The 25,963-nt window shown below is 66.4% G+C and carries 26 protein-coding genes; 21 read left to right on the top strand and 5 right to left on the bottom strand.

What is annotated here, in order from left to right:
• The first annotated feature begins 69 nt into the window (after positions 1–69).
• The 5 genes from ehuB to FRZ44_RS00405 all read left to right on the top strand — a co-directional run bounded on the left by ehuB (position 70) and on the right by FRZ44_RS00405 (position 3,995).
• A complete protein-coding gene (gene ehuB, locus FRZ44_RS00425) occupies positions 70–930 on the top strand; it encodes an ectoine/hydroxyectoine ABC transporter substrate-binding protein EhuB (protein WP_151175323.1) in 861 nt (286 codons plus the stop codon).
• A gap of 96 nt (positions 931–1,026) precedes the next feature.
• Positions 1,027–1,755: an ectoine/hydroxyectoine ABC transporter permease subunit EhuC gene (gene ehuC, locus FRZ44_RS00420; RefSeq protein WP_151175322.1), complete on the top strand. Its 729-nt coding sequence runs from the start codon at positions 1,027–1,029 to the stop codon at positions 1,753–1,755.
• Positions 1,755–2,420, top strand: a complete 666-nt coding sequence (ehuD, locus tag FRZ44_RS00415) for an ectoine/hydroxyectoine ABC transporter permease subunit EhuD (RefSeq protein WP_151175321.1) — start codon at positions 1,755–1,757, stop codon at positions 2,418–2,420. Before ehuC ends, ehuD begins: the two co-directional genes overlap by 1 nt.
• Positions 2,417–3,256 (top strand): amino acid ABC transporter ATP-binding protein, encoded by an 840-nt coding sequence (ehuA, locus tag FRZ44_RS00410; protein ID WP_456077620.1) that lies wholly within the window; start codon positions 2,417–2,419, stop codon positions 3,254–3,256. The genes ehuD and ehuA overlap by 4 nt, the downstream gene beginning before the upstream one ends.
• A gap of 13 nt (positions 3,257–3,269) precedes the next feature.
• Entirely contained in the window at positions 3,270–3,995 is a 726-nt protein-coding gene (locus FRZ44_RS00405) for a GntR family transcriptional regulator (protein ID WP_151175320.1), read from the top strand.
• A 70-nt stretch (positions 3,996–4,065) separates the two neighbouring features.
• Here FRZ44_RS00405 and chrA read toward each other — a convergent pair whose 3' ends face one another.
• On the bottom strand, positions 4,066–5,454 hold the full coding sequence (gene chrA / locus FRZ44_RS00400) for a chromate efflux transporter (protein WP_191908330.1): 1,389 nt from the start codon (positions 5,452–5,454) through the stop codon (positions 4,066–4,068).
• A 253-nt stretch (positions 5,455–5,707) separates the two neighbouring features.
• Here chrA and FRZ44_RS00395 point away from each other — a divergent pair, with 253 nt between their 5' ends.
• The 10 genes from FRZ44_RS00395 to FRZ44_RS00350 all read left to right on the top strand — a co-directional run bounded on the left by FRZ44_RS00395 (position 5,708) and on the right by FRZ44_RS00350 (position 16,375).
• The gene (locus tag FRZ44_RS00395) at positions 5,708–6,580 is read left to right on the top strand and encodes a hypothetical protein (RefSeq protein WP_151175318.1); all 873 of its coding nucleotides are present in this window, start codon (positions 5,708–5,710) and stop codon (positions 6,578–6,580) included.
• A gap of 151 nt (positions 6,581–6,731) precedes the next feature.
• Entirely contained in the window at positions 6,732–7,304 is a 573-nt protein-coding gene (locus FRZ44_RS00390; protein ID WP_151175317.1) for a hypothetical protein, read from the top strand.
• 70 nt (positions 7,305–7,374) lie between these two features.
• A complete protein-coding gene (locus tag FRZ44_RS00385) occupies positions 7,375–8,229 on the top strand; it encodes a MurR/RpiR family transcriptional regulator (RefSeq protein ID WP_191908329.1) in 855 nt (284 codons plus the stop codon).
• 24 nt (positions 8,230–8,253) lie between these two features.
• Positions 8,254–9,693, top strand: coding sequence for an amidase (locus tag FRZ44_RS00380; RefSeq protein WP_151175315.1), 1,440 nt, complete (start codon positions 8,254–8,256; stop codon positions 9,691–9,693).
• An 85-nt stretch (positions 9,694–9,778) separates the two neighbouring features.
• Positions 9,779–11,308 (top strand): ABC transporter substrate-binding protein, encoded by a 1,530-nt coding sequence (locus tag FRZ44_RS00375; protein ID WP_151175314.1) that lies wholly within the window; start codon positions 9,779–9,781, stop codon positions 11,306–11,308.
• Positions 11,309–11,406: 98 nt separating this feature from the next.
• Positions 11,407–12,345 (top strand): ABC transporter permease, encoded by a 939-nt coding sequence (locus tag FRZ44_RS00370; protein ID WP_151175313.1) that lies wholly within the window; start codon positions 11,407–11,409, stop codon positions 12,343–12,345.
• Positions 12,342–13,196 carry an ABC transporter permease gene (locus FRZ44_RS00365; RefSeq protein ID WP_225308477.1) on the top strand — a complete coding sequence of 285 codons (855 nt, stop codon included), beginning with the start codon at positions 12,342–12,344 and terminating at the stop codon, positions 13,194–13,196. The genes FRZ44_RS00370 and FRZ44_RS00365 overlap by 4 nt, the downstream gene beginning before the upstream one ends.
• Before the next feature lie 2 nt (positions 13,197–13,198).
• A complete protein-coding gene (locus FRZ44_RS00360; RefSeq protein WP_151175312.1) occupies positions 13,199–14,878 on the top strand; it encodes a dipeptide ABC transporter ATP-binding protein in 1,680 nt (559 codons plus the stop codon).
• 186 nt (positions 14,879–15,064) lie between these two features.
• Entirely contained in the window at positions 15,065–15,544 is a 480-nt protein-coding gene (locus FRZ44_RS00355) for a sulfocyanin-like copper-binding protein (RefSeq protein ID WP_225308476.1), read from the top strand.
• A 333-nt stretch (positions 15,545–15,877) separates the two neighbouring features.
• Entirely contained in the window at positions 15,878–16,375 is a 498-nt protein-coding gene (locus tag FRZ44_RS00350) for a plastocyanin/azurin family copper-binding protein (protein ID WP_225308475.1), read from the top strand.
• A 101-nt stretch (positions 16,376–16,476) separates the two neighbouring features.
• Here the strand turns inward: FRZ44_RS00350 and FRZ44_RS00345 are convergent, their stop codons facing one another.
• On the bottom strand, positions 16,477–16,878 hold the full coding sequence (locus FRZ44_RS00345; RefSeq protein WP_151175311.1) for a DUF2852 domain-containing protein: 402 nt from the start codon (positions 16,876–16,878) through the stop codon (positions 16,477–16,479).
• Positions 16,879–16,984: 106 nt separating this feature from the next.
• The gene (locus FRZ44_RS00340; RefSeq protein WP_151175310.1) at positions 16,985–17,668 is read right to left on the bottom strand and encodes a TetR/AcrR family transcriptional regulator; all 684 of its coding nucleotides are present in this window, start codon (positions 17,666–17,668) and stop codon (positions 16,985–16,987) included.
• A 269-nt stretch (positions 17,669–17,937) separates the two neighbouring features.
• Between FRZ44_RS00340 and FRZ44_RS00335 the strand changes: the two genes are divergently transcribed.
• The 3 genes from FRZ44_RS00335 to FRZ44_RS00325 all read left to right on the top strand — a co-directional run bounded on the left by FRZ44_RS00335 (position 17,938) and on the right by FRZ44_RS00325 (position 20,692).
• A complete protein-coding gene (locus tag FRZ44_RS00335; protein ID WP_151175309.1) occupies positions 17,938–18,339 on the top strand; it encodes a WYL domain-containing protein in 402 nt (133 codons plus the stop codon).
• A gap of 131 nt (positions 18,340–18,470) precedes the next feature.
• The gene (locus tag FRZ44_RS00330) at positions 18,471–19,538 is read left to right on the top strand and encodes an ABC transporter ATP-binding protein (RefSeq protein WP_151175308.1); all 1,068 of its coding nucleotides are present in this window, start codon (positions 18,471–18,473) and stop codon (positions 19,536–19,538) included.
• Positions 19,539–19,771: 233 nt separating this feature from the next.
• On the top strand, positions 19,772–20,692 hold the full coding sequence (locus FRZ44_RS00325; protein WP_151175307.1) for an ABC transporter ATP-binding protein: 921 nt from the start codon (positions 19,772–19,774) through the stop codon (positions 20,690–20,692).
• 10 nt (positions 20,693–20,702) lie between these two features.
• Here FRZ44_RS00325 and FRZ44_RS00320 read toward each other — a convergent pair whose 3' ends face one another.
• Both FRZ44_RS00320 and FRZ44_RS00315 read right to left on the bottom strand, forming a co-directional pair.
• The gene (locus FRZ44_RS00320; RefSeq protein WP_151175306.1) at positions 20,703–21,152 is read right to left on the bottom strand and encodes a cupin domain-containing protein; all 450 of its coding nucleotides are present in this window, start codon (positions 21,150–21,152) and stop codon (positions 20,703–20,705) included.
• 83 nt (positions 21,153–21,235) lie between these two features.
• Complete coding sequence (locus FRZ44_RS00315) at positions 21,236–22,714, bottom strand: endonuclease/exonuclease/phosphatase family protein (protein ID WP_151175305.1); 1,479 nt, start codon at positions 22,712–22,714, stop codon at positions 21,236–21,238.
• Positions 22,715–22,905: 191 nt separating this feature from the next.
• Here FRZ44_RS00315 and FRZ44_RS00310 point away from each other — a divergent pair, with 191 nt between their 5' ends.
• From FRZ44_RS00310 to FRZ44_RS00300, 3 genes are all read left to right on the top strand, one after another.
• Positions 22,906–23,544: a TetR/AcrR family transcriptional regulator gene (locus FRZ44_RS00310; protein ID WP_151175304.1), complete on the top strand. Its 639-nt coding sequence runs from the start codon at positions 22,906–22,908 to the stop codon at positions 23,542–23,544.
• A 49-nt stretch (positions 23,545–23,593) separates the two neighbouring features.
• On the top strand, positions 23,594–24,811 hold the full coding sequence (locus tag FRZ44_RS00305; protein WP_191908328.1) for an aromatic ring-hydroxylating oxygenase subunit alpha: 1,218 nt from the start codon (positions 23,594–23,596) through the stop codon (positions 24,809–24,811).
• A 181-nt stretch (positions 24,812–24,992) separates the two neighbouring features.
• Positions 24,993–25,958: a DMT family transporter gene (locus FRZ44_RS00300; RefSeq protein WP_225308474.1), complete on the top strand. Its 966-nt coding sequence runs from the start codon at positions 24,993–24,995 to the stop codon at positions 25,956–25,958.
• Positions 25,959–25,963 lie beyond the last annotated feature (5 nt).

The following is a 25,963-nucleotide window of genomic DNA, read 5'->3' as shown; positions in this document are numbered from 1 at the left end:
TGCATTCTCTCCTGGACGCCGACATGTCGGGCCCTGCGCCGAGCCACAAAAGAAAACGGGAGGAATGAGATGACCAGTTCTGCGATTTCGCGGCGGACCCTGATGGGTCTGACGGCCGGCCTCGTGACCCTTGCCGGCATCGGCCCCGCCTTTGCCGAAACGACCCTCGAGCGCGCGCGCCGCGAGGGATTCATCCGCGTCGGCTTCGCCAATGAGGCGCCTTATGGTTTCGCCACCCCCGACGGAAAGCTCACCGGCGAGTCGCCCGAGGTGGTGAAGGCCATCCTGGCGAAGATCGGCATTCCGCAGGTCGACGGCGTGCTCACCGAGTTCGGCTCGCTGATCCCCGGCCTGCAGGCGGGCCGCTTCGACCTCATCGCCGCCGGCATGTTCATCACGCCGAAGCGCTGCAAGCAGGTGCAGTTCTCCGAGCCCACCTATGGCATCGGCCAGGCCTTCCTGGTGACGAAGGGCAACCCCAAGGGCATCAAGGATTACGGCACCATCGCCTCGAACAAGGCGCTGAAGCTGGCGGTCATGGCCGGCGCGGTGGAGGCGGGCTACGCGAAGGATTCAGGCATCCCCGAATCGCAGCTCGTGATCCTGCCGGACCAGTCGAGCCTGGTGAAAGCCGTGCAGGCCGGACGCGCCGATGCCGCGGCGTTGACCGCCCTGTCGATCGCCGACATGGCGTCGAAGAATGACGGCGTCGAATCGACGCCGCCCTTCGGAACCGTCGCCGGAAAATCGGTGGTCGGCCATGGCGGCATCGCGTTCCGCAAGGAAGACACGGATCTCTACGAGGCGTTCAATGCGGAGCTGAAGAAGTTCATCGGCAGCCCCGAGCATATCGCGCTGGTGACCCCGTTCGGATTCGGCAAGAACTTCCTGCCGACCCTGACCACCGCCGAGCTCTGCAGCGGCGAATAGATTGATTCCCCGGGGATGCCCTGCTCTCCTGGGAGCAGGGCATCGGTTTCCGTCCGCCCTCGATCGCCGGCCCGTCCCCGGCAGGAAATGGCGCGCATGCCGCTTCGTCCGCTGACCGTCTGCGCCATTCTCGCTTTCGCGGGCGGCCTCGTCGTGGCCAGCTTCGCCGGCTTTCGCGAGTTCCTCCCGGGGCTTCTCGAAGGGGCCCTGGTCACGATCGAGATCACGCTGGGAGGCTGCATCCTGGCCGTGATCGCGGCTTTTCTCGCCGCCATGGCCAAGATGTACGGGCCCTGGCCGCTGCGGTGGCTGGCGGTGATCTATATCGAGATCTTTCGCGGCACCTCGGCCCTGGTGCAGCTGTTCTGGCTCTTCTTCGTCCTTCCGGTCCTCGGCATCACGCTCGAGCCGCTGACCGTTGCGATCCTGGCGCTCGGATTGAATGTCGGCGCCTACGGTGCCGAGGTGGTGCGCGGCGCCGTCGCTTCGATCTCCCGGAGCCAGTGGGAGGCGACCGTCGCGCTCAATATGAGCCGCGCCCAGGCCCTGCGGCGGATCATCCTGCCGCAGGCGGTGGTGGCGATGATCCCGCCCTGGGGCAATCTCTTCATCGAGCTCCTCAAGGCCACGGCGCTGGTCTCGCTGATCACCATCTCCGACCTCGCCTTCAGGGCGCAGCAGATGAATGCGACCACCTATCGCACTGTCGAGATCTTCACGATCGTCCTGGTCATCTATCTGGCCATCGCCATGCTGATCACGCTCGCCATGCAGCGCGTCGAGCGTGCGGCAGCCCGCGGCCTGGCGCGCGGGAGACTGCAGTGATGTTCTGGGACTGGAATTTCACCGCCGAAATCCTTCCCCTGCTGGCGCAGGCCTCGCTGGTCACTCTCGCCGCGACGGTGCTCGGCTTCGGCATCGCCATCACTCTCGGCCTCGCTTTCGCGATCGGCCGGATGTATGGGCCCGGATGGCTGAGCCTGCCGCTGGCGGGCCTGATCGAATTCATCCGCTCGACCCCGCTTCTGATCCAGATCTTCTTCGTCTACTTCGTCTTCCCCGAGATCGGCATCACCCTCGGCGCGATGACGGCCGGCGTTCTCGCGCTGGGGGTCCATTACGCGACCTATTGCTCGGAAGTCTATCGCGCCGGACTGGCGAATGTTCCGCGCGGCCAATGGGAGGCCTCGACCGCCCTCAACCTGTCGCCCTATCATACGTTTCGCGACGTCATCATTCCGCAGGCGATCCCACCCGTGGTTCCGGCGCTCGGCAACTACCTGGTCGCGCTCTTCAAGGACACGCCGCTCCTGTCGGCGATCGCGGTCCTCGAGTTGATGCAGACCGCGAAGATCATCGGCTCCGACAATTTCCGCTATACCGAGCCGATCACGATGGTGGGCGTTATCTTCCTGCTCTTCAGCCTGGTCGCCGCCGGCTTGATCCGGCTGGTCGAATCGCGGCTGGGCCGGCGGATCATCCGGCCATGACCGAGACCGTTCCCCGCACGAGCCAGAGAGAGCAGGCCCGCATGGCGCATCCATCCGATCCGGCGCAGCCCATGGTGCGCTTCGACAAGGTGACGAAGAGCTACGGCGCCTATGTCGTGCTCGACCAGCTCGATCTGGACATCGCCTCGGGCGAAAAAGTCGCCATCATCGGCCCATCGGGCTCGGGGAAGACCACTGTGCTCAGGATGTTGATGACGCTCGAACGGATCAATGGCGGCGTCATCTGGGTCGATGGCGAACCTCTGACCAGCATGCCGCGCGACAACGGCCTGGTGCCGGCGGATGCCCGCCATCTCCGCCGCATGCGCGGCAAGATCGGCATGGTGTTTCAGCATTTCAATCTCTTTCCGCATATGACCGCCTTGAAGAACTGCATGGAAGCGCCCTGCACCGTCCTCAATCTCTCCAAGGCGGAAGCGGAGGCGCGGGGGCGCGAGCTTCTGGCGATGGTCGGGCTGGGCGACAAGCTCAATCACTACCCGGCCCAATTATCGGGCGGGCAGCAGCAGCGGGTGGCCATCGCCCGAGCCCTTGCCATGCGCCCCAAGGTCATGCTCTTCGACGAGGTCACCTCCGCGCTTGATCCCGAGCTCGTCGGCGAGGTGCTGAACGTGATCCGCAAGCTGGGCTCGGAACTGGACCTCACCATGCTCATGGTCACCCACCAGATGGGGTTCGCCAAGGAATTCGCCGACCGTGTCTGCTTCTTCTATGGTGGCCGAATTTGCGAGCAGGGTCCGCCGGAAAAGATCTTCGGATCGCCCGAGAACGAGCGCACCCGGCAGTTCCTCAGCGCCGTCCTGGAGGCCGCATGAGTTCGAGGGAGGCATGAACGCTGTCGAGAAACCGAACGGCGCCGGGCGCAAGGCGCGCCGCCCCTCGCCGTCACGCGAACGCTTCGAGCGGCTCTATCGGACGCTCCGGGACCGTATCTGCCTGTTCGAGTATCCGCCAGGCGGGCGATTGTCCGAGGAAGAACTGGCGGAGGAGTTCGCCATCAGCCGCACGCCTGTCCGTCGCGTGCTCGGGCGGCTAGAGGCCGAAGGCCTGATCGAGGCGCTTCACGGGGTCGGCCATATCGTCACCAGCGTGAAGCTGGAGGAGCTGCAGCAGATCTATCATCTGCGCATGGAGCTCGCGGTGCTGGTTGGACGCCTCTCGCCGATACCGCGCGCGCCCGAGGATCTCGATCGGATCCGGGCCCTCATAACCCGATGCGACGCGCTCTCGAAGGAGCCGGAATACAAGGCCTTCTCCCGGCTCAACATGGATTTCTTCTCCGAGATAGCCGCCATGACCGGCAATCAACCGTTGCGCGAGATCAGCGAGCGCCTTTATTTCCAAACCTCGCGCATCTGGCTGATGATGATGCCGCAGCTCAAGCTGGCCGAGGAGTTCGCGATCTTCCGGCGCGAGATGGAAGATATCCTGGCCGCTGCGGAGACGGGCGACCTGGAAGCAGTGGGTCATATCCGACGCGCCCATATCTCGATGAGCTTCACCCGGATGATGCGCTATACGCACCCGCCGGCCGACGAACGCTCTCCCGAATGAATCGCGGCCGGATTTTGCCGGCGATCGAGGCCGACATAGGCGACGCCCGTGAGCCGCTCTCGTCCGGCCCTCAGCCCTTGACGCCCAGGAGATAGAGCCCCACGCCTGCGGCCGAACAGAGCGCCAGGGTCGGCAGCATGCCGATCTTGAGCCGGAAGATCGCGGCGATGGCGACGAGGCTCAGGATCAACGCCCAGGGGCGGAGGCTGCCGGGCACCGGCCGGTCGAAGGACAGGCCGAGCACGCGCACGGGGATCGTCTGCGCGAACAGCGCGTGGATCGCGAACCAGATCGCGAGATTGAGGATCACGCCGACGACCGCCGCCGTCACCGCCGACAACGCGCCATTGAGCGCCTTGTTGCCGCGCAGGGATTCGATGAAGGGCGCGCCCAGGAAGATCCAGAGGAAGCAGGGCGCGAAGGTCATCCAGGTCGCGAGCAGCCCGCCCAGGGTGCCGGCCAGCATCGGAAGGAGCGACCCCGCATCGCGATAGGCCGCCATGAAGCCCACGAACTGCAGCACCATGATGAGCGGCCCCGGCGTCGTCTCCGCCATGCCGAGCCCGTCCAGCATCTCGCCGGGCTTGAGCCAGCCATAATGCTCGACCGCCTGCTGCGCGACATAGGACAGCACGGCATAGGCGCCGCCGAAGGTCACCATCGCCATCTTGCTGAAGAAGACCGCGATCTGGCTGAAGACGTCGGCGGGCCCGAAGACCAGCAGCAGAACGAGCAGAGGCCCGAGCCAGATCGTCAGCCAGATCGCGGCGGTGCGCAGCGACCGCGCCGTCGAGGGCCTGGCATGATCGGGCGCCGTCTCGCCGAGCAGGCTGCCGTCATCCGCCGCATTCGCCATGCCGGCGCCATTCTTACCGACGGGCGGCAGGAAGGCCGGCCATCCGAACCGGGCGCCGGCGAAGCCGAGCAAGGCCGCGCTGGCGATGATCGCCGGAAACGGAACGCCGACGAAGAAGATCGCCAGGAAGGCGAGGGCCGCGATCGCGATCATGACGCGGCTCTTCAGGATGCGTCGCCCGATCCGGACCACGGCCTCGAGCACGATCGCGAGCACGGCGGCCTTCAGGCCGAAGAACAATGCCGTGATGACCGGGAGGTGGCCCCAGCCGGCATAGACATAGCTGAGAGCCATGATCGCGATGGCACCCGGCAGGACGAAGAGTCCGCCCGCCATGAGGCCGCCGCGGGTGCGATGCATCAGCCAGCCGACATAGGTCGCGAGCTGCTGCGCCTCGGGGCCCGGCAGGAGCATGCAGTAATTGAGCGCATGCAGGAATCGCGTCTCGGAGATCCAGTGCTTCTCCTCGACCAGGATGCGATGCATCACCGCGATCTGCCCGGCCGGCCCGCCGAAGCTCAGCAGCGCCACGCGCAGCCAGACGCGGAACGCCGCGGCGAGGCTCACGCCATGGGAGGATGAATCGTTCGGCGCAGGGCTCATGCGGTCCCGGGTATAGCGGCCTGTCGATGACGGCGCCATGACAGATGGGCGCGCTGGCGGCTACTCCGTCGCGGGCGCCACGGCCGGCGCCGTCTCGGTCGCCCCCAGCGAATGCGGCGCCGTCCCCAGGTCGGCGGGCGGCGGCGATGGAACTACCGGCGCCGTCGCGCTTTGCTGGGGCGGCGCTGCGGGCGCTGACCCCAGCGGCGTGATCAAGGCCGTGGTGGGTTCCGTGGCAGCAGGAGTGGCGGGCATGGCGACAGGCGCGGGTTCCGTCGATGCGGGAGCGGCGGTCGCGGCGACAGGTGCCGGTTCCGTCGACGCCGGTTCGGCGGCGGCCGGTACTGTTTGCGCGGGGGCGAGAAGGACCGCAGGCGCGGCGGGCGAGGCTGCGGACGCCGATCCCAACGGCGTGAGTTCGTCGCTGGCGGGCGACGTCATGGCGGCCGGCGGCGTCTCCGCTGCGGCGGGCAAAGCCGCTGTCGCCGCGCTCGGCTCGGTCGTTGCGGCGGGAGCGGAGCCCAGCGGCGCCAGCGCGGCGTTGGCAGGCTCGGCAGTACCCGACGGCTCGGCCGGCAGTGACGCCGGCGCCGCCGCGCCCAGCGAATGCGGCTCGCTGCCGGTCGCTGTCGACACGGGTTCGCTCGGGGCGGGTTCGCTCGGGGCCGGCGACGTCGCGGTGGCGGCCGGGGTCGGCTCGGCCGTCGCATTCTCAGCCGACGCGGCCGGCGCCACCGCAGCCGGTTCGGCCGGTGCCACAACAGCCGGCGTGGTGGCCTCGGTGCCGGGCAGCGACGTCTTTTCGGGTGGCGGAGCTGCCGGTTCGGTCGGGTTGGTTGCGGCTGTATCCGGGGCCGGCGCGGAGGGCGGCGCGGCGACGCTGGCGCCGGGCGATGGCAGCACCGTTGCGGGCGCGGTTGTCACCGCCGAGTCCGCGGACGGGGCGGTCGATTGTGCCTTGACCGGCTCATTGGAAGCAGAGCTGCAGCCGACCAGACCCCAGAGCGCTGCAGCACAAAGGGGCAGCAACCAACGCGTCGCGAACGTCATGCCATTTCCCACGAAGCCAAATCGGGTGCCGCGCCGAAAATTGCCCCCTGGGCCGGGCGCGGCGGCACCACTCTAGCAGGTTCGGCAGCGGTCAAGCCGCTCCGGATATGAGAACCCGTTCATGACGGCGCCATCGTGACGCCGAGGCCGCCGGCGGTCAGGGCTGCGCCGCAGGCTCCGGTGCCGGCACCGTCTCACCGCCGGCCGCAGCCGCGGGATCGGTCGCGGTGACCGACGACGTCTCCTCGACGGGCGCGGGCGCGGGTTCGGCGGTGGCGGGGGCTTCCGGCGGGGGCGGCGGCGCAGCTTCCGCGGCGGGCGCGGGTTCCGGCGCCGGTACGGGCGCTTCGGCGCCGGGCTCCGGCGGCGCGGCCGGCGATGCCTCGTCCTCGTCCGGTGCGCCCGGCGGCGGAACCGGCTCGGTCGCCGGTGGCGAGGCGGGTTCCGCGGGGGCTGCAGGCGTCTGCGGCGCGGCGTCGGCCGGGGCGGTCTCTGCCGGAGAGGCCGGTGCCGGCTCGATCGCCACGCTATCCGTCGCCGGGGCGGCGGGCGGCGGCGTCTCGGGAACCGGCCCGGCCGTCGAGGCGCTGTCCTCCGCAGGCGGGCTCGATGCCGGCGGTGCGGATGGATTGCTCTCGGGCGGCGCCGAGTCAGGGGACCGGAGCCGCGGCCGTGTCCTGAGGCGGCGGCGAGGCCGGCGCTTCCGGCGTCGCGCCATTCCGCTGTTCAGCGCCGTTTCAGAAAAGGTCGCGGCCGCGAAGCGCGGATTGCTCCACAGGTTCCGCGTCCGGATCGCTTGACTCCGCCGATGTAACACCGATAACATTTTTGCAAGATTGTTATTATTGTTACATGGATGGCGTTTCGGGCATGAGCCAGGATCAGATTCTCGGCAGGCTCGGTTCCAAATCGCACTGGCGCACCCAGTCCGAGACGCTGCTGGCGCGCTATTTCCAGGCCCATCTCGAGGATCTTCCCTTTGAGACGGCGGCGTCGATCGCCAAGAAGGTCGGCGTCAGCGCGGTCACGGTCGGCCGCTTCCTGCGCCGGCTGGGCTATCGCAAGCTCAGCGAGCTCACCCTGGATCTGCGCGCGCGCGGCCCCAACTCCGCCTGGCAGGTGAAGGAGCCGACGCCGGGCAAGCGCAACGGCAATGGCGCCGGCATCCAGGGCCGCCAGCTGCAGGCCCATATCGACAATCTGACCCGGATCTTCGGTCAGGCCTCGACGCCCGCCTGGGGCAAGGCGGTCAAGCTCATCGCCGATGCGCCGCGCGTCTTCGTGGTGTCGTTCCAGAATCTCCGCGGCATCGGCGACTATTTCGCCTCGCAGCTCGACTATGCGCGGCCGGGCGTGCGTTTCCTCGACGGGGAGGACGGCACCTTCGTCGATCTCTTCGACGGCGAGCCGCGCAAGACCTGCCTCGTCATAATCGAATCGCGCCGTTATGCGCGCAAAGCCGGACCGCTTGCCGATCGGGCCAAGGCCATGGGCATCAAGGTCATCGCCATCACCGACATCTATTGCGCCTGGGCCGACGATGCCGACGTCTCGCTGACCGATCCCGGCGAGGGCGAGGTCTTCTGGGACAGCACGGTCAGCACGGTCGCGCTGCTGGAGCTGCTGCTGGAATCCGTGATCGAGCGGCTGGGCGAGCGAGTGCCGGCGCGCATCAAGCACCTGACCGCGCTGCAGGACTATTTCGGAGACTTCGGTGACATGTAAGCGCGCTCCATCGCGGGTCGCTTCATGAGGGCCGCCGAGCTCGCCTCCTTTGACGGGCTGGGCCTGGCCGCGCTGATCGAGCGGCGCGAGACCACGCCGCGCGAGTTGGGTGCGGCCGTGATCGAGGCGATCGGCGCCCTCAATCCGAAGCTCAATGCGGTCATCGAAATCTACCAAGATGCCTTCGAAGGGCTGTCGGAGACGCCGGGCCCCGGGCCCTATCGCGGGCTTCCCACCCTCACCAAGGATTTCCCGATCGAGGCGGGCCGCAAGGCGCAGTTCGGCAGCGTCTTCGCCCGCGAATTCCGCGCGTCCCGGGATTCCGATTTCTGGAAGAAACTGCGCGCCGGCGGGCTCGTCAATCTCGCCCGCACCACCTCGTCGGAATTCGGGCTCGCGGCCGCGACCGAATCCTCGCTCTATGGCGCCACGAAGAATCCCTGGGATCCGTCGCGCGGCGTCGCGGGCTCGAGCGGCGGCTCGGCTGCGTCGGTCGCGGCCGGCATCGTGCCCTTCGCGCAAGGCGGCGACGGCGGCGGCTCGATCCGCAACCCCGCTTCCTTCTGCGGCCTGGTCGGCCTCAAACCGTCGCGCGGACGCGTCAGCGGCGCGCCGGAGTCGAACGCGCCGCTGCTGGGGCTCGCCACCGCTTTCATGCTGACGCGCAGCCTGCGCGACTGCGCCACGCTGCTCGACCTGGCCTCCGGCGCGGTACCGGGCGACGCTTACGAGATCGCGCCGCCCGCCGGCAGCTATGCGAAGGCGATCGAGACGCCGCCGAAGCCCCTGCGCGTCGCGCTCTGCACGGAGTCCTGGTCGGGTTATCCGCTCGATCCGGAGGTGGTGCGGGTGACGAGGGAAGCGGGCAAGCAGCTCGAGGCGCTGGGCCATCATGTCGAGGAGGCGAGCCCGCGCTTCGACTATGCCGCCTTCCTCGCGGCGCAGAAGGTGATCTGGGCCGCCACCATGACCCCGTCGCTGGACGATCTGGCCGCGGCGCTGGGCAAGCCGGTCGACGAGAGCGAGCTTCAGGCCACGACCATCGCCGTCTATCGCCATGGCCAGACCCTCTCGGCCGCGCAACTGGTGACGGGGCTCGAGGTCTATGACCGGGTGACGCGTGCGGTCGGCGAATTCCTGGCGCGCCATGACATTCTGGTCACGCCGACGGCGCCCATCACGCCCGAACCCGTCGGCACCTACGGCCCGGATCGCCCGGGCCGCACCGTCGACAGCTTCTTCGACGACCTGGCGCCGAAGGAAACCTTCACCGCGCTCTTCAACGGCACCGGCTCGCCGGCGATTTCGCTGCCGCTGGGCTGGACGAAGACGGGCCTGCCGGTCGGCGTGCAGTTTGCCGCCGGCTTCGGCCGCGAGGACCTGCTGCTGCGCCTCGCGCGCCAGCTCGAGCAGGAGTACCGCTGGGACCAGCGCCGCCCGGCACTGCATGTGACCAGGATCTGAATCGGAACAGAAGGGATCGGACTGCCGGATTCGCCTCTCGTCAACCAACAACAAACAACGACCCCCAACAGGAGGACTCAACGCCATGGATCGCCGTTCATTCTTGCAAACCACCGCCTTCGCCGCCGGCCTGGCCACGCTGCCCGGCCTGGCCTTCAGCGCACGCGCCGCCGACGCCAAGATCCTTCGCATGGGCTACGGATCGGACGTGCTGACGCTCGATCCGATCAAGACCGTTTATGGCTCGGACATCATGATCCAGGGCCTGATGTTCGCCCGCCTGCTCCAGGCCAATGCCGACCGAAGCGAGGTCGGGCCGGGCCTGGCGGAGAAATGGGACATCTCCGACGACGGGCTGGTTTATACGTTCTATCTGCGCGACGCCAAGTTCGCCGACGGCTCGCCGATCACGGCCGAGGATGTCGCCTTCAGCTACACCCGCATGCGTTTCCAGAAGGATTCGGCCTACGCCGCGCCCTTCCAACCGCTCAAGGAAGCGAAGGCCAAGGACGCCAAGACGGTCGTCATGACGCTCGACCGCAAATTCACGCCCTTCCTGACCCTGACCGAGATCTGGAACACCGGCATCGTCCCGAAGGCCGCGGTCGAGAAAATGGGCGACGATGCCTTCGCCAAGGCGCCCGTCACCTCCGGTCCCTTCAAGTTCGTCGATTGGAAGCCGGGTGACCGCGTGGTCCTGGCGAAGAACGAGCATTATTACCGCCAAGGCCTGCCGCATCTGGACGGCATCGAGTTCCGCTATGTGCCCGACGACAACACCCGCATCTCGATGCTCCAGGCGGGCGAACTCGACGTCAATATCGGCGTTCCCATCGCGCGTCTGGCCGAACTCAAGGCGGCCGGCTTCCGTGCCGACCCCGAAACCTCGAGCGTGACCTACGAACTGCTGATCAACCACTCGAAGGCACCGTTTGACAATCTGAAGTTCCGGCAGGCGGTCAGCCACGGCATCGATCGCAAGGCGATCTGCGATACGGTGACGCTCGGCACCGGCACGCCGGCAAACTCGATCTTCAGCCCTGCCCTCAATTACTTCGACAAATCGCTGCCGGTGATCCAGCGCGACGTGGCGAAGGCGAAGGCCCTGCTCGCGGAATCGGGCGTCAGCGACGCCAGCTTCGAGCTGATGGTTGCCGCCGGCACCTCCGACGACGAGAAGACCGCCGTGCTGATCCAGGCGCAGCTTGCCGAAGTCGGCATCACTGCCAACGTCGCCAAGGTCGATCCGACCAGCGTCTGGACGCGGCTGATCGACGGCGATTATCAGTCCCAGATCAACTGGTGGTACAATGAGACGCGCGATCCGGACAATGCGTTGCGTTGGTGCGCCTGGGGTGCCGGCGACAACAAGTCCTACTACACCCGCTACAATAACGACGAGGTCAACAAGCTGATCGAGGAGGGGGCGGGCGAGGTCGAGGGCGACAAGCGCGGCGCCATCTATGCCAAGATCCAGCAGATCACCGTGGATGAGGTGGCGCAGGTCGCGCTCTACTATCCGGCCTGGCTCAATGCCTACAGCCCGAAGGTCAAGGACCTGATCCTGAATATCGGTCTCCAGTTCTCCGAGATCGATCAGACCGATCTGGTCTAGGTTTCCGGTCGCATCGCGGGTCCGGGCCGGTTCCCAAGACCGGTTCGGACCCGGATGCATTCTTGCTTCTCCCATCACGGCCAGCGAATCATCGGCGCATGGATCGTTTCGCGTTTCTGCTCAAACGGCCGGTGCAGCTGATTCCCGTCATCATCGGGATCAGCCTGATCACCTTCATCCTGATTCAGATGACGCCCGGCGATCCGGTGCGCATCATGCTGGGGCCCAAGGCCTCGCAAGACGCCGTCGATTTCATCCGCGCCCGCTACGGCCTCGATCAGCCGATCCTGGTCCAGTATTTCTATTTCGTGCTGAACGCGCTTCGCGGCGATTTCGGGCAATCCATCATCTATCGCAGCCCGGTCGGCCGGGTGATCCTGGATCGCATCGAGCCCACGCTCTATCTGATCCTCTATGGCCTGGCGCTCTCGGTCGCCTTCACCCTGGCGCTCGCGACCGCCGCGGCCCGCTCACGCGGGCGCTGGCTCGATCAGGTGGTTCGCCTCGTCTGCGTGGGCAGTGTCGGAATCCCCTCTTACTTCGTCGGGCTGATGCTGATCTTGGGCTTCTGCCTCAAATTCAAGCTGTTCCCGGTCTCGGGCTACAGCCCCAATTTCTTCGACAACCTCTATCACCTGTTCCTGCCGGCTCTCACGATCGCGATCAGCGTCACGCCGATCCTGACCCGCAATCTGCGGGCGACTTTCATCCAGCAGATGGATGCGGACTACGCCACGGCCGGCCGTTCGAAGGGGCTGTCCGAAGGCTATATCTTCAGCCGCCATGTGTTCTGGAACTCGCTGCTGCCGACAGTCAATCTGATGGGCGTGGTGGTCTCCTTCCTGATCGGCGGCACCGTGGTGATCGAGAATGTGTTCAACATCCCGGGCATGGGCCAGGCTCTCATTCGCGGTGTGCTGACCCGCGATTATTTCGTGGTGCAGGCGATGACATTGGTCCTCGCCTTCGGCATCGTCATCACCAACTTCATCGTCGATGTGGTGACGGTCCTGCTCGATCCGCGGGTGAAACTGTGAGCGCCACGATCGCAGGGCCTTCGCAAAACCGTCTGGCACGCCTCTGGGCGTCGCTGCCGACGACGCTGGTCGTGGGTGTCGCCCTCACCCTGATCTGGGTTTTTCTGGCGCTGGCGGCCCCGCTCCTCACCGAATACGACCCGATCAAGGTCGACGTCCTCAATATCCTGCAGCCTCCCGGCGAAGCCCATTGGCTGGGGTCCGACGCGCTCGGCCGCGACATCTTCAGCCGCCTCCTCCATGGCGCGCGCGCCGATCTGATGATGGCCTTCTTCGGTGTCGTCGGACCTATCATCCTCGGCACCATCATCGGCCTCCTCGGCGGCTATTTCGGCGGGCGCATCGATTCCGTGCTGATGCGCATCTTCGAGATCACCGTCTCCTTTCCTTATTTCGTGCTGGTGATCGCCATCGTCGCGGTGCTGGGGTCGGGCTTGCGAAGCTATTTCATCTCGCTCACGCTGGTGAACTGGGTCACCTATGCGCGCCTCGTGCGCAGCGAGGCGCTGGTGCTGCGCAATGCCGATTTCGTGCTGGCGGCGCGCAGCATGGGCTTCAGCCATGTCCGCACCATGCTGTTCCATGTGCTGCCAAACGCCATGATCCCCTCGGCGGTGTTCGTGATGACCGACGCGGTCCTGACCATCGTGTTGGGCTCGTCGCTGGGATTCCTGGGGCTGGGCGTGCAGCCACCAACGCCCGAATGGGGTGCCATGATCGCCGAGGGCGCCAACTATCTCACCACCGCTTGGTGGATCGCTTTCTTTCCCGGTCTCGCGATCTGTATCCTGGCGCTCGGACTCTCGCTCATTGCCGACGGGCTCGCCCGCCTGCTGAACACGGGGCCTTGAGGATGACCGACAAGGCCGGCGCCACGGAGACGAACGGGGGCGAGGAACTCGTCAAGGTCGAGAATCTCGCCATCGACTTCGCCACCCAGTACGGATCCGTGACGGCGCTGAAAGGCGTCTCCTTCTCCCTCAATCGCGGCGAGGCGCTCGGGATCGTCGGCGAATCCGGCTCGGGCAAGACCGTCGCCTGCCGCGCGCTCCTGAAGCTGATCGCGGGCAATGCGACGGTGCGGTCGGGCCGAATCCTGGTCGAAGGCACCGACGTCCTGGGGATGAGCGAGGCCGAGCTGCTGCGCTTCCGCGGCGAGACGGCCGCGATGATCTTCCAGAATCCCTCGACCCATCTCGATCCGATCATGCCGGTCTGGCGCCAGGTCGGCGAAGGGATGGTGCTGCATCAGGGCCTGAGCTGGAGCCAGGCGAAGCTCAAGGCGGTCGAGCTCCTGCGCGACATGCAGATCACCGACCCGGCGCGGCGTGCGGGCGCCTACCCGCACGAGCTCTCGGGCGGCATGCGCCAGCGGGTCATGATCGCGGCGGCGCTCGCCTGCGAGCCCGATATCCTCATCGCCGACGAACCCACCACCGCGCTCGATGTCACGGTGCAGGCGCAGATCCTGGCCTTGCTGCGCCGCATCCGGCGCGAGCGGCAATTGTCGCTGATCCTGGTCTCGCACGATCTGGGCGTCATCGCCGAGATGTGCGACCGGGTCGTGGTGATGAAGGACGGGGCGGTGATGGAGACCGGCCCGGTCGAGCAGATCCTGACCTCGCCCCGCAACGACTACACCAAGCGCCTGATCGCCTCGCAGCCCTCGCTGATGAAACCGGCGGTGCGCAAGACGGACGTCACGGCCAAGCCGGCGCTGCGTCTCGCGGTCGAGGGGCTGAAGGTGGAGTTCCGCTCGGCCCAGAGCCTGACCGGCTGGGTCATGCGCCGGCCGGCCCATGTCGTCACCGCCGTGGATGGCGTCTCCTTCACCCTGCCGCGCGGCGGTTCGCTCGGCATCGTCGGCGAATCGGGCTCGGGAAAAAGCACGATCGCCCGCAGCCTGATCGGGCTGGCGGCACCCCAGGCGGGCCGCATCCTGGTCGACGGCAAGCCGATCGAACGCCTGTTGCGGGAACGGCCTCCCGCCGAGCAGCGCAAGATGCAGATGGTGTTCCAGGACCCGTTCCTCTCGCTCAATCCGGCGATGACCGTGGCCGCGACCCTGGCCGAGCCGCTGCGCCAGCATCGCCTCTGCAGCGACCGCGAGATTCCCGAACGCCTGGCCGACCTGATGGCGAAGGTCGAGCTGCCGAAGAATCTCCTGGAACGACGCACCACGCAGCTTTCCGGCGGCCAGCGCCAGCGCGTCGGCATCGCGCGCGCGCTGGCCCTCGAGCCCGAGATCCTGATCGCCGACGAGGTGACCTCGGCGCTCGACGTCACCATCCAGGCGCAGATCCTGGGCCTGTTCGAGCGGCTGCGGCGCGAGATGGGATTGACCCTGATCCTGATCTCGCACGACCTCGCGGTGGTGCGTTATCTCTGCGAGCAGGTCGCGGTGATGCGCCAGGGCAAGCTCGTCGAATATGGAGCGACCGAGCAGGTGCTGAGCCATCCGCGCGAGGACTACACCAAGGCGCTCCTCGCCGCGATCCCGCTGCTCTCCCGGCGCAGCGACGCCGCCGAGTAGCATTCCCCTCCGGGCGGGGCCGGGCACTGCGACGTTACGCCTCGTTAACCCCCGTTTACCGCGATCTCCCGGTTTCCCTCCGACAGCTTGGCGACAGCCGGCGTCGCTAGATAGAGCCTGCCCGGCCGGTTCCGGCGCAGCACTCATCATCAATCTTGTTACGAGGACATCATGCGGGCTTTCAGATTGGCATTCCTTCTTCCCCTCGGTTCGATCGCGCTGGCCGCGACCCTGAGCGGATCGGCGATGGCCGCCTCCACCGTCAATGTGACGCTGTGGGACAAGGGGACCAACGCCGACATGGCGACGAATCTCGGCATGAATATGGGCGGCAGCGACATGTCGAAGGCGACCATGGGCGTTCGCGCGGTGCCGGCGGCGGTGAAGGCCGGCGAGGTCACCTTCGAGGTCACCAACAATTCCAGCGAAACGATCCATGAGATGATCGTGGTGCCGGTGCACGACGCCAAGTCGCCACTGCCCTACAACGAGGCCGAGAACCGCGTCGACGAGGACGCCGCCGGCCATCTGGGCGAGGTCTCGGAGCTCGATCCCGGCAAGGCGGGCGCGCTGCGCCTGAAACTCAAGCCCGGAAAATATCTGCTGTTCTGCAACATCCCCGGCCACTTCGCCAACGGCATGTGGACGGAAGTGACGGTGCAGTAGATCTCATCGGCCGTGCGGTCTGTGCCATGAAGCGCCGGGTCGAACGAGGCCCGGCGCTTTCGATTCGCGATGGCGGGCGCGGGGAGGTCCCATGGGCGCGCGGCTTGCGCCAGATCAATGCGACCCGCCCCGCGCGCATGCCAGGTTGACGCTTGCCGGAGTTCCGCGGGAGATCGGCGGGGGCCGTCGGATATCGGGCAGCGCTCGCCTGTGGAGCGGCGCCAGCGACCTTCATGTCGGCGCCGCCGAAACGCGCACCATCATCAGGCTGACCGGAGAGGCCGCATCGCCGATGCGGACCCGCGCGACGTCTCGAACCATGATGAGGAAGACATGCGTATCCCGAAATTCCGCCTGCTGTTGCCCGTCGCCGCCATGATCGCGGCCGGGACTCTCGCCAGCCCCCTGCAAGCCGCCAGCACGACGGTGACGGTGCTGCTCTCGGACAAGGGCGCCAATGTCGACATGCCGACAAATATGGGCATGAACATGGGCGCCATGGACATGTCCATGGCGACGATGAGGGTCAAGGCATCGCCGCCGAAGGCGAAAGCGGGCGAGATCACCTTCGTGGTGAAGAACATTTCCAAGGACACGATCCATGAAATGATCCTGGCGCGCCTCGAAGATCCGTCGAAGCAGGAGCCCTATATCGCAAATGAGAGTCGCGTCGACGAGGATAACGCGGGCGATCTCGGCGAAGTGTCGGAACTCGATCCTGGCGCCTCCGGAAAGCTGACGGTGACGCTCAAGCCTGGGAAGTATCTGCTCTATTGCAATGTGCCCGGCCACTACATGGCGGGCATGTGGACGACCTTCACGGTCGAGTGATGGCTCCACTCATCATGGCGGGCTGAAACGACATCGGGCCCTGGCTTCTCTCGAAGCCAGGGCCCGTGTCTTTGGGAAAGCACTCGCCGTCGACGGAAGCGTCAGCCCTGCGGCTGGGCGTCCGGTCCGCGGCGCTGGCGATCGTTCATGAACTGGTCGAACTCGGCCTTGTCCTTCGCCTGGCGCAGCCGATCGAGGAACTCCCGGAACTCGCGCTCCTCTTCCTCGAGCCGGCGCAGCGTGTCCGCGCGATATTCGTCGAAGGCGTGGTTGCCGGTCGCCTGCGACCGGCTGCGGCCCCAGCCGCAACCCGAGGGGCCATACCAACGGCCGCGCGCCTTGTTCATGCCGTCGAAATCCCGTTTCCAACCGCCCATGCGTCCGCTCCAGATGAGATAGGCCAGGACCCCAAGTCCGATTGGCCAGAAGAGGATGAAGCCGAGGACCGTCACTCCGATCCAGGCGGGCTTCCCGATGTCGTCGAGCTTCGCGGCAATATCCATGTCGACCGCCCCATGTGAATGTTAATGACATTCACATACGTAAGAGATGCCGGCTGACCTGTCAAGACGGCGACCCGAGAATCCGCGAAAAAAGCCCGAGCGAGCCTCAGCGCGGGCTGCTGTTGCCGTCCGAACCGCCCCAGCCGAGTCCCTGGAGATAGATCAGGACCGCCGCTTCCAGCAGCTCTTCCGGTGTCATCGGCAGCTTGCGCCGGGCCGCGTCGCCGCGCCCGAACAGCGAGGCGATGCCATGCGAGATCGACCAGATATGGAGCGCCATCATGGAAGCGGGCGGGCGCCCGGCCTTGGGCAGCTTTTCGGCCAGCGCCTCGGAGGCCGTGCGCAGGATCGCGAAGGCGCGGTCGCCCGCCTGGCGCAGCTCCGGATTGGTCTCGAGCGGAATGCCGGCCTCGAACATCGCCGCGAAATAGGCGGGCTCGGTGCGCGCGAAGGCGAGATAGGCCTTCCCCAGATTGTTGAAGGCAGTGAAGGGATCCGGCCTTCCGTCGTTCCAGGCGGTCTTGAGGAAGGCCTCGAACCGCTCGAACCCCTGGCGCGCGACGTCGGCCATGAGCGCATCGCGGTCACGGAAATGACGGTAGGGCGCGGCGGGGCTGACCCCGGCCCAGCGCGCCGCATCGGCGAAGGTGAAGCCGGCCGGCCCCTTCTCGCCGATCAAATCGAGGGCGGCGCGGATCAGCGTCTCGCGCAGATTGCCGTGATGATAGCCGCGCTTGCCGGGCTCCTCGCCCGGGCCCTGCCCCCGCCCCTTGTCCTTCGACCACGCCATGTAACGAGGTCTTACATGAGTCGGCCCGGCTCCACCACCGCCTTGGCGAATCTCCCAAGGAGGTTGAACGACTCGGACCCGCCTGTCCGGGCCGTTCCGCCATCGCGGTGTCGCAGGCCGGAGACGCCGTTATCGGCGCGGTAGGGTTGGGATTCCGGCGCTTCCCGCGTCGCCGCCGCGCGCAGGCCGGCGCCGGAATCCCGGCGCGCGATTGGACTTTCGGCGCCCTTAGGAATACGGTCTCGCCGCCAACCTCAAGGAGGTGGCCCATGCAGACATTGATGGACAAAGTCGTCCTGATCACCGACGCGATCAGGGACCGCCGGCAATTGACCTTCATGATCAACGGTCATGCCCGGCAGGCCTGCCCGCATGTCCTCGGCACCAAGCAGGGCAAATGGCATCTCTTCGCCTGGCAGTTCGCCGGCACCTCCAGCCATGCGCTCCAATCCGGCGAGGAGCGGTGGCGCTGCTTCGAGGTCGCCGATATCAGCGATCTGCTGGTGCAGGACGGCGAATGGCATCGCGGCTGGATCACCGGCAAGCGCGATCACCATTCGCTCTGCATGGACAACGAAGTCGCGATCGTCGATCCGGCCTATGCCGCCGAGACCCAGAGCGCCGCGTCCTTCCGCATTCCGCCGCCCCCGCAGAGGCGCGCCCGCCCGTAACGGGCCGAGCTCGAAAGCCGCTCCGGCCCCCCGAGAATTCAACGGCGTGCCCGCAATGCGTTGCTCCGCCTGCCAAACATCCCGATGCAGGATCGGGGGAATTCGGAGGCGGGTTCATCCGTTACTGCCGGATGACCCAAGCCACGACCGTCGCCTCGCCCGACCCCAGCGCCGAGCGCTCACCGCCGGCGACCTCGCGCGAGGCGACCTTTCCAGATCGGCCGCGAGACGAGGATCGGGCCGGGCTGGAGCCGATGCCGGCTTCGATCTATGGCTTCATCTGGCGCACCTGCCGCAAGGGCCAATTGATGGTTTGCCTCTTCTCAGGGCTGCTGATCCCGCTGGCCGCGGTGCCGCTGGAGCTCCAGCGGCGCATGGTCGATACCGCGCTGGGCAATAAGGATCTGCGGCTCCTGATCGTCCTGGGCCTCGTCTATCTGGGCTCGATCCTCGCGCAGCAGGGCCTGAAATACGGATTGAACATCGCCCGCGGCTGGGTCGTGGAAGACGTCACGCGCCGCCTGCGCCGAACGATCCATCGCGGCAAGGACAGTCTGGGCACGGCGCAGCCGGGGACGCCGCCCGATGCGGGCACGGCGGTGGCGATGGTCGCCTCCGAATCCGAGGACATCGCGGGTTTCGTCGGCGACAGCGTCTCGGTGCCGTTGGTGCAGGGCGGCACGATCCTCTTCACCTTCGGTTATCTCGCCTGGGTGGATTGGCGGATCGCGAGCCTCGCGGCGCTGCTCTATACACCGCATTACTTCATCGTGCGCTGGGTGCAGCAGGCGATCAACCGGCTGGCCCGCAGCCAGGCCAAGGTGGTGCGGCGCCTCGGACAGCAGCTGGTGGGCGACATCGAGAAGCAGCGCGGCGCCGGTCGCTTCCATTCGCTCGTCCAGCTCGCCTATGACCTGCGCATGAAGATATACCGGCGCAAGTTCATCCTGACCTCGCTGGGCAATTTTCTCGATGCGCTCGGGCCCCTCGTCGTCCTCGTCGCCGGCGGCTGGTATGTGATCCAGGGCCAAACCAAGGTCAGCACGCTGGTCGTCTTCATCTCCGGCATGCAGCGCATCGCCGATCCCTGGGACCAGCTCATCAACTTCTATCGCACAGCCCAGATCGCCCAGACGAAATATCGCCTGTTCGTGCAGACGCTCGAGGGCGACGGGCATCACCAGCCCCTGGGGCGTTGAGATTTCTCGTTCCGGCAGGAACGGCTTCCCTCGAAATCGCCGCCTGGCCTCGGGTCAAGAACCGGTGCCCGACCATTGGAGAGGGCGGAACGAGCCCGCGACAGATCAGCCCGAGGCATCCAAAGTCTTCGCAGCCGCTTTGATTTTTGTCTCCCGGCGGTCCAGGGTTACGGATCGAGGATGCGTCTGGCCCTTCGGTTCGAACCGGACGGCGGCTGCCTCGCAGGGGCCGCATGCCGAGATCGATCTATCGCTATATCTGGAAGGTCAGTGCCCACGGGCAGATCGTAATCTGCCTGCTGTCTGCCGTGATCATCCCCCTGGCGACGGTGCCTCTGGATCTGCAACGACGCATGGTCGACGAGGCCCTCGGACAGAAGGATTTCCATCACCTCATCATTCTCGGCCTGTTCTACCTGGCGACGATCCTGGGGCAGCAGACCCTGAAATATGCCCTGAACCTCACGCGTGGCTGGGTGGTCGAGGACGTCACGCGCCGCCTGCGCAATGCCATCTACACCAGCGAGGACCGGCGCAGCACGAAGCATGGCGGCCTTCTGGCCGATCCCGGCACGGTGGTGTCGATGGCGGCGTCCGAGACCGAGGATATCGGCGGCTTCGTCGGCGACAGCATCTCCATCCCCCTGCTGCAGGGCGGAACGATCATCTTCGTCTTCGGCTACCTCGCATGGGTGGATTGGCGCATCGCCAGCCTCGCCGCCCTGATCTACACGCCGCACTATTTCATCGTCCGCATGGTGCAGCAGGCGATCAATCGCCTCGCCCGCGGCCACGCCAAGGTGGTGCGGCGCATCGGCCATGAGATCGTCACCTGGTCCAGCAGCCGAAAAGCCTCGGGCCGCTTCCGCTCGCTCGTCAATGTCGCCTACGGTCTCCGGATGAGCATCTATCGGCGCAAGTTCGTCCTGACCTATCTCGGCAACTTCCTCGACGCGCTGGGACCGCTGGTCGTGCTGATGGTCGGCGGCTGGTTCGTGATCCAGGGACAGACCAATGTCAGCACCCTGGTGGTCTTCATCTCCGGCATCCAGCGCATTGCCGATCCCTGGGATCAGCTGATCAACTTCTATCGCACCGCCCAGATCGCCCAGACCAAATACAAGCTGTTCGCACAGACGCTCTCCGGCAAATAGCGGCCTTCGCTCAATAGGGCGTCCCGTCCTTGCGGGTATAGCCCGCCGGCTGCCAGCGAAGATCGATGTCGGGATAATCGGCAGCATCCGTGTCCGGCCGCCTCGAGCCGACCTCGAGGATCAGCGCCGGACGGCCGGATCGGTTCTGCAGGTGATGGCCATCGGCGATGCCGGCCTTGAAGCCCGCGCAATCGCCGGCGCGCAGCAGCGTCTCGCCCTCTTCGGTGACCAGAATGACCTCGCCTTCGAGGACCCAGAGGAACTCGTCCTCCTCCGTGTGCCAGTGACGTTGGCTGGACCAGGTTCCCGGCGCCATCCGCAGAAGATTGACGCCGAACAGGGTCAGCCCGGCGGCATCCCCCAGCGCCTGGCGGACGCGATCGCGGCAGGGCACGTCGTAAGGCGGCGGATAGTCGGTCCCCTCGCGGCCCGGCACGGATGCCAGATCGATCTTTGGCATTTTCCTCTCCCTCTCGCTTCGCGTTCCAGCATAACGGGCCGGGCACGAGGCGATCCAGAGAGAGTCGGGGCCGGACCCTCGTCCTACTTCACCGTGAATTCCGCCTTGGCCAGCAGCACGTAGGAATCGTCGCGCAGCAGGCGCAACTCGTATTTGCCCGGTTCGAGCTTGCCGCCCAGCGCATCGCTGTCGAAGGCGCCCGACCCCTCGACCGTGGCGCCGGTATAGATATAGGCGATGTAGTTGTAGATATCCGGATCGCCGGCATGAAAGACCGCGATCCAGTCGAACTTCATGCCGGGCGCGTTGTGCCAGGAAAGTTCGATCGTCTGGCCTGGCTTGTAGCTCGCCTTCTTGACCGCCAGCGTCGGCACGGCATCGCGCGCCAGGACCCAGAAGGGCGTGCGGGCCAGCTCCTTGCCATCGGCATCGGCGAGGACCGCGTCATAGGCGCCGGCCTTCATGAAGGTCGAGCCCAACTTGATCGAGGGCCGATCGCTGGCATCGCCCGTCGCCATGCTGGCGATGGCGCTCTTCGCCGGATCGCCGCCCTTCGGCACTACCGAGATCCGGGCATCCTCGCGATTGCCGATGACGAAGCGCAGGATGAAATCGTCGCCCTGGGTGACGATGCGCCGGTCGATCCCGACCATCGCCGGCGCCACACCCGGCACGACATGGAAGGTCGAGACCACGGCGCGATGATCCGACGGCCAGGGCGTGATCGGAACATCGACGTCGGGTCCGCCCGCTTCGCCGACGACCTGGCTTGCGGTAGCGCTGGCATTGCCGGCACTCCAGACCAGATCGATGCGGTCGAAGGTCTCGTTCGGCTTGACCCAGGGATGGGGATAGCCCGCGGTCCAGGTGAAGCCCGGCTGCGCCACCGGATCGGGATGGGCCTCGCGATAGGAATCATGCAGGCCGCCATCGGCCAGCGCCTTGCTCACCGGCCATTCGACCGCATATTTCACCTGCGGGCGCACCTTCACCACCGCCTCGGTCCAGTCGAGATGCGAGGGCGAGTTGAAATCGCCGGTGAGGAACACCGGCGTTCCGTCGGCCGCCACCTTCGGCAGCGCCTCGAGATAAGGCTGGATCGCCGGCAGCCGCGTGTCGGTCTCCATCTGCAGCACCGCCGCCAGATCCTGGCCGTCGCGCACCGCCTCGGGCCCATAGGGCGTCGCCGGCATATGGACATTGGCGACCGCGACGATGCGGCCGGGCACGGGCTCGACCCAGACATAGAGCGGATCGCCCGGCGGATCGAACAGCGGATAGCGCGAGATGATGTGGCGGCGCTCGTCGACATAGGGCCAGCCCAGCGCGGTCGCGATGGCGCGCGCGGTGCCGTCGGGTTCCTGCAAGCCCACGATGTCGGCTTTGGCCGCCTTGATCGCCTCGACCACTTGGCCCGCATCCACCTGCGCGCCGCCATACCAGATGTTGAAGGTCATGACCCGGAGGTCGATGCCGGGCTCGTCGGCCGAAGCTGACCCCACACCCGCCACCACGCCCGTCGCCAGCGCCAACGCCGCCACCCACCGCCGCAAGCCGCTCATATCCCCGTCCCCCCCTCGATCGCCGTTCCCAACCGGCCCGGAAGCCGATCCTGCACCCGTCGTCTAAGTCCTGGCACCGGCTGGATTTCCGGAGGGGAGCTTGACACGGGCCCCCGGGGACTGTAAATGAATATTCATTCAGTAGTCTTATCGTATTGAAACTGAAACGAAACTAGAAGGATTTCGGTCCCATGGCCGCAGCGCTGAGAGCGATCCGGACGGTGCCCCAGGGCGGAGCCGCGACCCGGGCTTCGATCCTCGAGGCGACCATCGCCGTGATCGCGCGCCAGAGCCTGTCGGGCACCACGGTCGAGCGCGTGGCGCTGGCGGCCAAGGTGGCCCCCGGGACCGTGATCCTCCACTTCAAGCGCAAGGAGGCGCTGCTGGTCGAGGTGCTCGACCATCTCTCGACCGAGTTCGAGCGGGCCCGCGCGAGCGCGCTCCAAGATTCCGCGACCGATCCGGTCGAGGCGCTGAAGCGGCTGATCGCCACCATGTTCGATCCCGCCGTCTCGGCGCCCGACAAGGTCGCGGTCTGGTACGCCTTCTGGGGCGAGGCCGGATCGCGCAGCACCTATCTCGAGCGGGTCGGCGTCATCGACACCCGCTACCACGAGGACATGGTGCGGATCGTCGCCGACTTGATCGCGCGCGGCGGCCATCGCCATCTCGACGCCGAGGCGGTCGCCACCGGCTTCATCGGCGTCCTCGAATATCTCTGGCAGGAGATCATGGTCGAAGGCGCTGCCTTCGACCGTGGGATAGCCCAGCGCACGGCCTTGAACTACCTCGCCGGAATGTTTCCCGAGGCTTTTACCCTGACGACCTGAGTTGGATACCGCCATGACCCCGATCGATATGAAGCGACAGGAGACCGCCATGAACGAACAGACCCCGATTGCGCTGACCGAGGTCGATTCGATGACGCGCGGCCTGCCGGCCTGGACCTATTTCAATCAGGAGCTGACCGAGCTCGAATATCAGCGCGTGATCCTGCCCTCCTGGCAGTTCGTCTGCCATGTGAACCAGCTGAAGAATCCGGGCGACTTCGCCACGCTCGACATGATGCGCGATTCCGTGCTGGTCACGCGCGGCAAGGATGGCGAGATCCGGGCCTTCTCCAACGTCTGCCGCCATCGCGGCTCGAAGCTGCTGGATGGCGCCGGCAGCTGCAAGGGCCGCATCCGCTGCCCCTATCACGGCTGGTCCTACGCGCTCGACGGCAGGCTCATGGGCGTGCCCTCGGAGCAGACCTTCCCCGGCATGAAGAAGGCCGATTTCGGGCTGAAGCCGGTCGAGATGGAGATCGTTCTCGGGCTCGTTTTCGTGCGGCTCGTTTCGGGCGGCCCCAGCCTCGAGGAGATGTTCAAGGACTTCATCGAGATGGCGCGGCCCTACCGGCTGGAGGAGATGGAGCCGATCCAGCAGCTCTGGACCGGCAGCTGGAACTGCAACTGGAAGGTCGCGGTCGACAACAATCTCGAGAACTACCACGTGCCGATCGGCCATCCAGGCTATCACCGCATGCTCGACAGCGACCTCATGGGCGAGATCAACGAACATGGCGTGGCGGTGAGCGAGAGCGTGCTCAAGGAGCGGCCCTCGACGGTCTGGAGCGAGCGGCTCTATCAGAAGATGGCGCCCGAGGTCCTGACCGACCTGCCGGAGAAGACGCGCCGCACCTGGCTGTTCTTCTCGATGGCCCCGAACATCGGCATCGACATCTATCCGGACAGCATGGACGTGTTCCAGATCCTGCCCCAGACGGCCGAGACCTGCGTCATGCGTTACCCGGTCTTCAGCCGGCCCGACGCGCGGCGCGAGGCCAAGGTGCTGCGCTATCTCAACGCGCGCATCAACCGGCAGGTCGGCCATGAGGACCGGGATCTGAGCGAGCGCGTGCAGATGGGCCTGCGCTCGAACGGCTATGAGCCCGGCCCGCTCTCCAACTATGAGCATGCGATCCTGGACTTCCATGACCGGCTGCGCGCGGCCTGCCCGGTGGTGACGCTGCCCCAGGCCCCGGCCCATGGCACCCTCGCCGCCGTCAATACGGCGATGCTCGAATCCGAATCCGGAGACGCGGCGGCCGCGTGACCCCTAATCTATCCCCTCTCCCGCATGCGGGAGAGGGGACAATAGATCGAGATCGCACCCCTCCTTCCGGCACCTCACGCAAACCCCGCCCGATCTGATAGTCTCGCCCGCACGCCGATTCGCCGCAGCGCTTACCCGGGCGCTTCATCACCGGAATTGGCGGCTCGGGGGAGCCTCGGACTTGCCGTCTTTGCGCGATCGCCGATCGCTGATGGCCATCGCCTCGCTCTTCGCGGGCGTGTTCATCTTTTCGTTCCAGGATGTGGTGGTCAAGACTGTGGCCGGCAGCTATCCGGTCCATGAGGTCATCACCATTCGCTGCCTCATCAGCATCCCGATCCTGCTGGCGATGCTGCATTGGCATGGCGGCATTCGCGCGCTCGTCTCGCCGCGGATGGGTTGGCTGGCGCTGCGCGGCGCGGCGCTGATGGTGTCCTATACCGCCTATTACCTGGCCTTCCCGGTCCTGCCGCTGGCCAGCATCGTCGCGCTCTATTTCACCGTTCCCCTCTTCATCACCGCGCTCGCGGGCCCTTTCCTCGGCGAGAAGATCGGACTCAATCGCTGGATCGCCACCATCGTCGGTTTCGCCGGCGTGGTGGTGATGATGCGCCCCGCCAGCGGATTGTTCGAATGGGCAGCCCTGCTCCCCGTGGCGTCGGCCTTCTGCTATGGCACGGCGGCACTGATGGCGCGCCGGCTGGGCGCCACCGACAGCGCGCCGGTCATGGCCTTCTACCAGAACCTCCTGTTCCTGACGGGAGCGCTCGTCATGGCGGGGCTGTTCGGCCAGGGCGGGTACGAGGGCGACAACACCGGCAGCCTCGGCTTCCTCTTGCGCGCCTGGACGATGCCGAGCATGACTGACTTCCTGCTGATGGCGGCGACCGGCCCCATCGCCGCGATCGGCACGGTGCTGTTGACCCAGGCCTATCGCATGGCCGAGGCCAATCTGGTCGCCTCCTTCGAATATACCGGGCTGATCTGGGCCAGCCTCTGGGGCTTCACCTTCTGGGGAGAAATCCCCGGCCTGGCGACGCTCGCGGGTGCGGCCCTCATCGTCGGCGCTGGGCTCTATATGCTCACCCGCGCCCGCGGCGGCCAGACGCCGGCGGCCGAGGGCGAGGTCGGCGGCGAGCGGGTCTGAGCAGA

The sequence above is a fragment of the Hypericibacter terrae genome, assembly GCF_008728855.1.
GTDB lineage: Bacteria > Pseudomonadota > Alphaproteobacteria > Dongiales > Dongiaceae > Hypericibacter > Hypericibacter terrae.
This window is presented reverse-complemented; position numbering and strand designations above follow the sequence as displayed.

Excerpts from the sequence above, each read along its gene's own strand:
- FRZ44_RS00325 (WP_151175307.1), top strand. The coding sequence starts at position 19,772 with ATGCCGAGATCGATCTATCGCTATATCTGGAAGGTCAGTGCCCACGGG.
- ehuD (WP_151175321.1), top strand. The coding sequence starts at position 1,755 with ATGTTCTGGGACTGGAATTTCACCGCCGAAATCCTTCCCCTGCTGGCG.
- FRZ44_RS00305 (WP_191908328.1), top strand. The coding sequence starts at position 23,594 with ATGAACGAACAGACCCCGATTGCGCTGACCGAGGTCGATTCGATGACG.
- FRZ44_RS00375 (WP_151175314.1), top strand. The coding sequence starts at position 9,779 with ATGGATCGCCGTTCATTCTTGCAAACCACCGCCTTCGCCGCCGGCCTG.
- ehuC (WP_151175322.1), top strand. The coding sequence starts at position 1,027 with ATGCCGCTTCGTCCGCTGACCGTCTGCGCCATTCTCGCTTTCGCGGGC.
- FRZ44_RS00315 (WP_151175305.1), bottom strand. The coding sequence starts at position 22,714 with ATGAGCGGCTTGCGGCGGTGGGTGGCGGCGTTGGCGCTGGCGACGGGC.
- FRZ44_RS00385 (WP_191908329.1), top strand. The coding sequence starts at position 7,375 with ATGAGCCAGGATCAGATTCTCGGCAGGCTCGGTTCCAAATCGCACTGG.
- ehuA (WP_456077620.1), top strand. The coding sequence starts at position 2,417 with ATGACCGAGACCGTTCCCCGCACGAGCCAGAGAGAGCAGGCCCGCATG.
- FRZ44_RS00310 (WP_151175304.1), top strand. The coding sequence starts at position 22,906 with ATGGCCGCAGCGCTGAGAGCGATCCGGACGGTGCCCCAGGGCGGAGCC.
- FRZ44_RS00335 (WP_151175309.1), top strand. The coding sequence starts at position 17,938 with ATGCAGACATTGATGGACAAAGTCGTCCTGATCACCGACGCGATCAGG.
- FRZ44_RS00405 (WP_151175320.1), top strand. The coding sequence starts at position 3,270 with ATGAACGCTGTCGAGAAACCGAACGGCGCCGGGCGCAAGGCGCGCCGC.
- FRZ44_RS00350 (WP_225308475.1), top strand. The coding sequence starts at position 15,878 with ATGCGTATCCCGAAATTCCGCCTGCTGTTGCCCGTCGCCGCCATGATC.
- FRZ44_RS00320 (WP_151175306.1), bottom strand. The coding sequence starts at position 21,152 with ATGCCAAAGATCGATCTGGCATCCGTGCCGGGCCGCGAGGGGACCGAC.
- FRZ44_RS00345 (WP_151175311.1), bottom strand. The coding sequence starts at position 16,878 with ATGGATATTGCCGCGAAGCTCGACGACATCGGGAAGCCCGCCTGGATC.
- FRZ44_RS00395 (WP_151175318.1), top strand. The coding sequence starts at position 5,708 with ATGGCGACAGGCGCGGGTTCCGTCGATGCGGGAGCGGCGGTCGCGGCG.
- FRZ44_RS00370 (WP_151175313.1), top strand. The coding sequence starts at position 11,407 with ATGGATCGTTTCGCGTTTCTGCTCAAACGGCCGGTGCAGCTGATTCCC.
- FRZ44_RS00360 (WP_151175312.1), top strand. The coding sequence starts at position 13,199 with ATGACCGACAAGGCCGGCGCCACGGAGACGAACGGGGGCGAGGAACTC.
- FRZ44_RS00340 (WP_151175310.1), bottom strand. The coding sequence starts at position 17,668 with ATGGCGTGGTCGAAGGACAAGGGGCGGGGGCAGGGCCCGGGCGAGGAG.
- FRZ44_RS00380 (WP_151175315.1), top strand. The coding sequence starts at position 8,254 with ATGAGGGCCGCCGAGCTCGCCTCCTTTGACGGGCTGGGCCTGGCCGCG.
- chrA (WP_191908330.1), bottom strand. The coding sequence starts at position 5,454 with ATGAGCCCTGCGCCGAACGATTCATCCTCCCATGGCGTGAGCCTCGCC.
- FRZ44_RS00330 (WP_151175308.1), top strand. The coding sequence starts at position 18,471 with ATGACCCAAGCCACGACCGTCGCCTCGCCCGACCCCAGCGCCGAGCGC.
- ehuB (WP_151175323.1), top strand. The coding sequence starts at position 70 with ATGACCAGTTCTGCGATTTCGCGGCGGACCCTGATGGGTCTGACGGCC.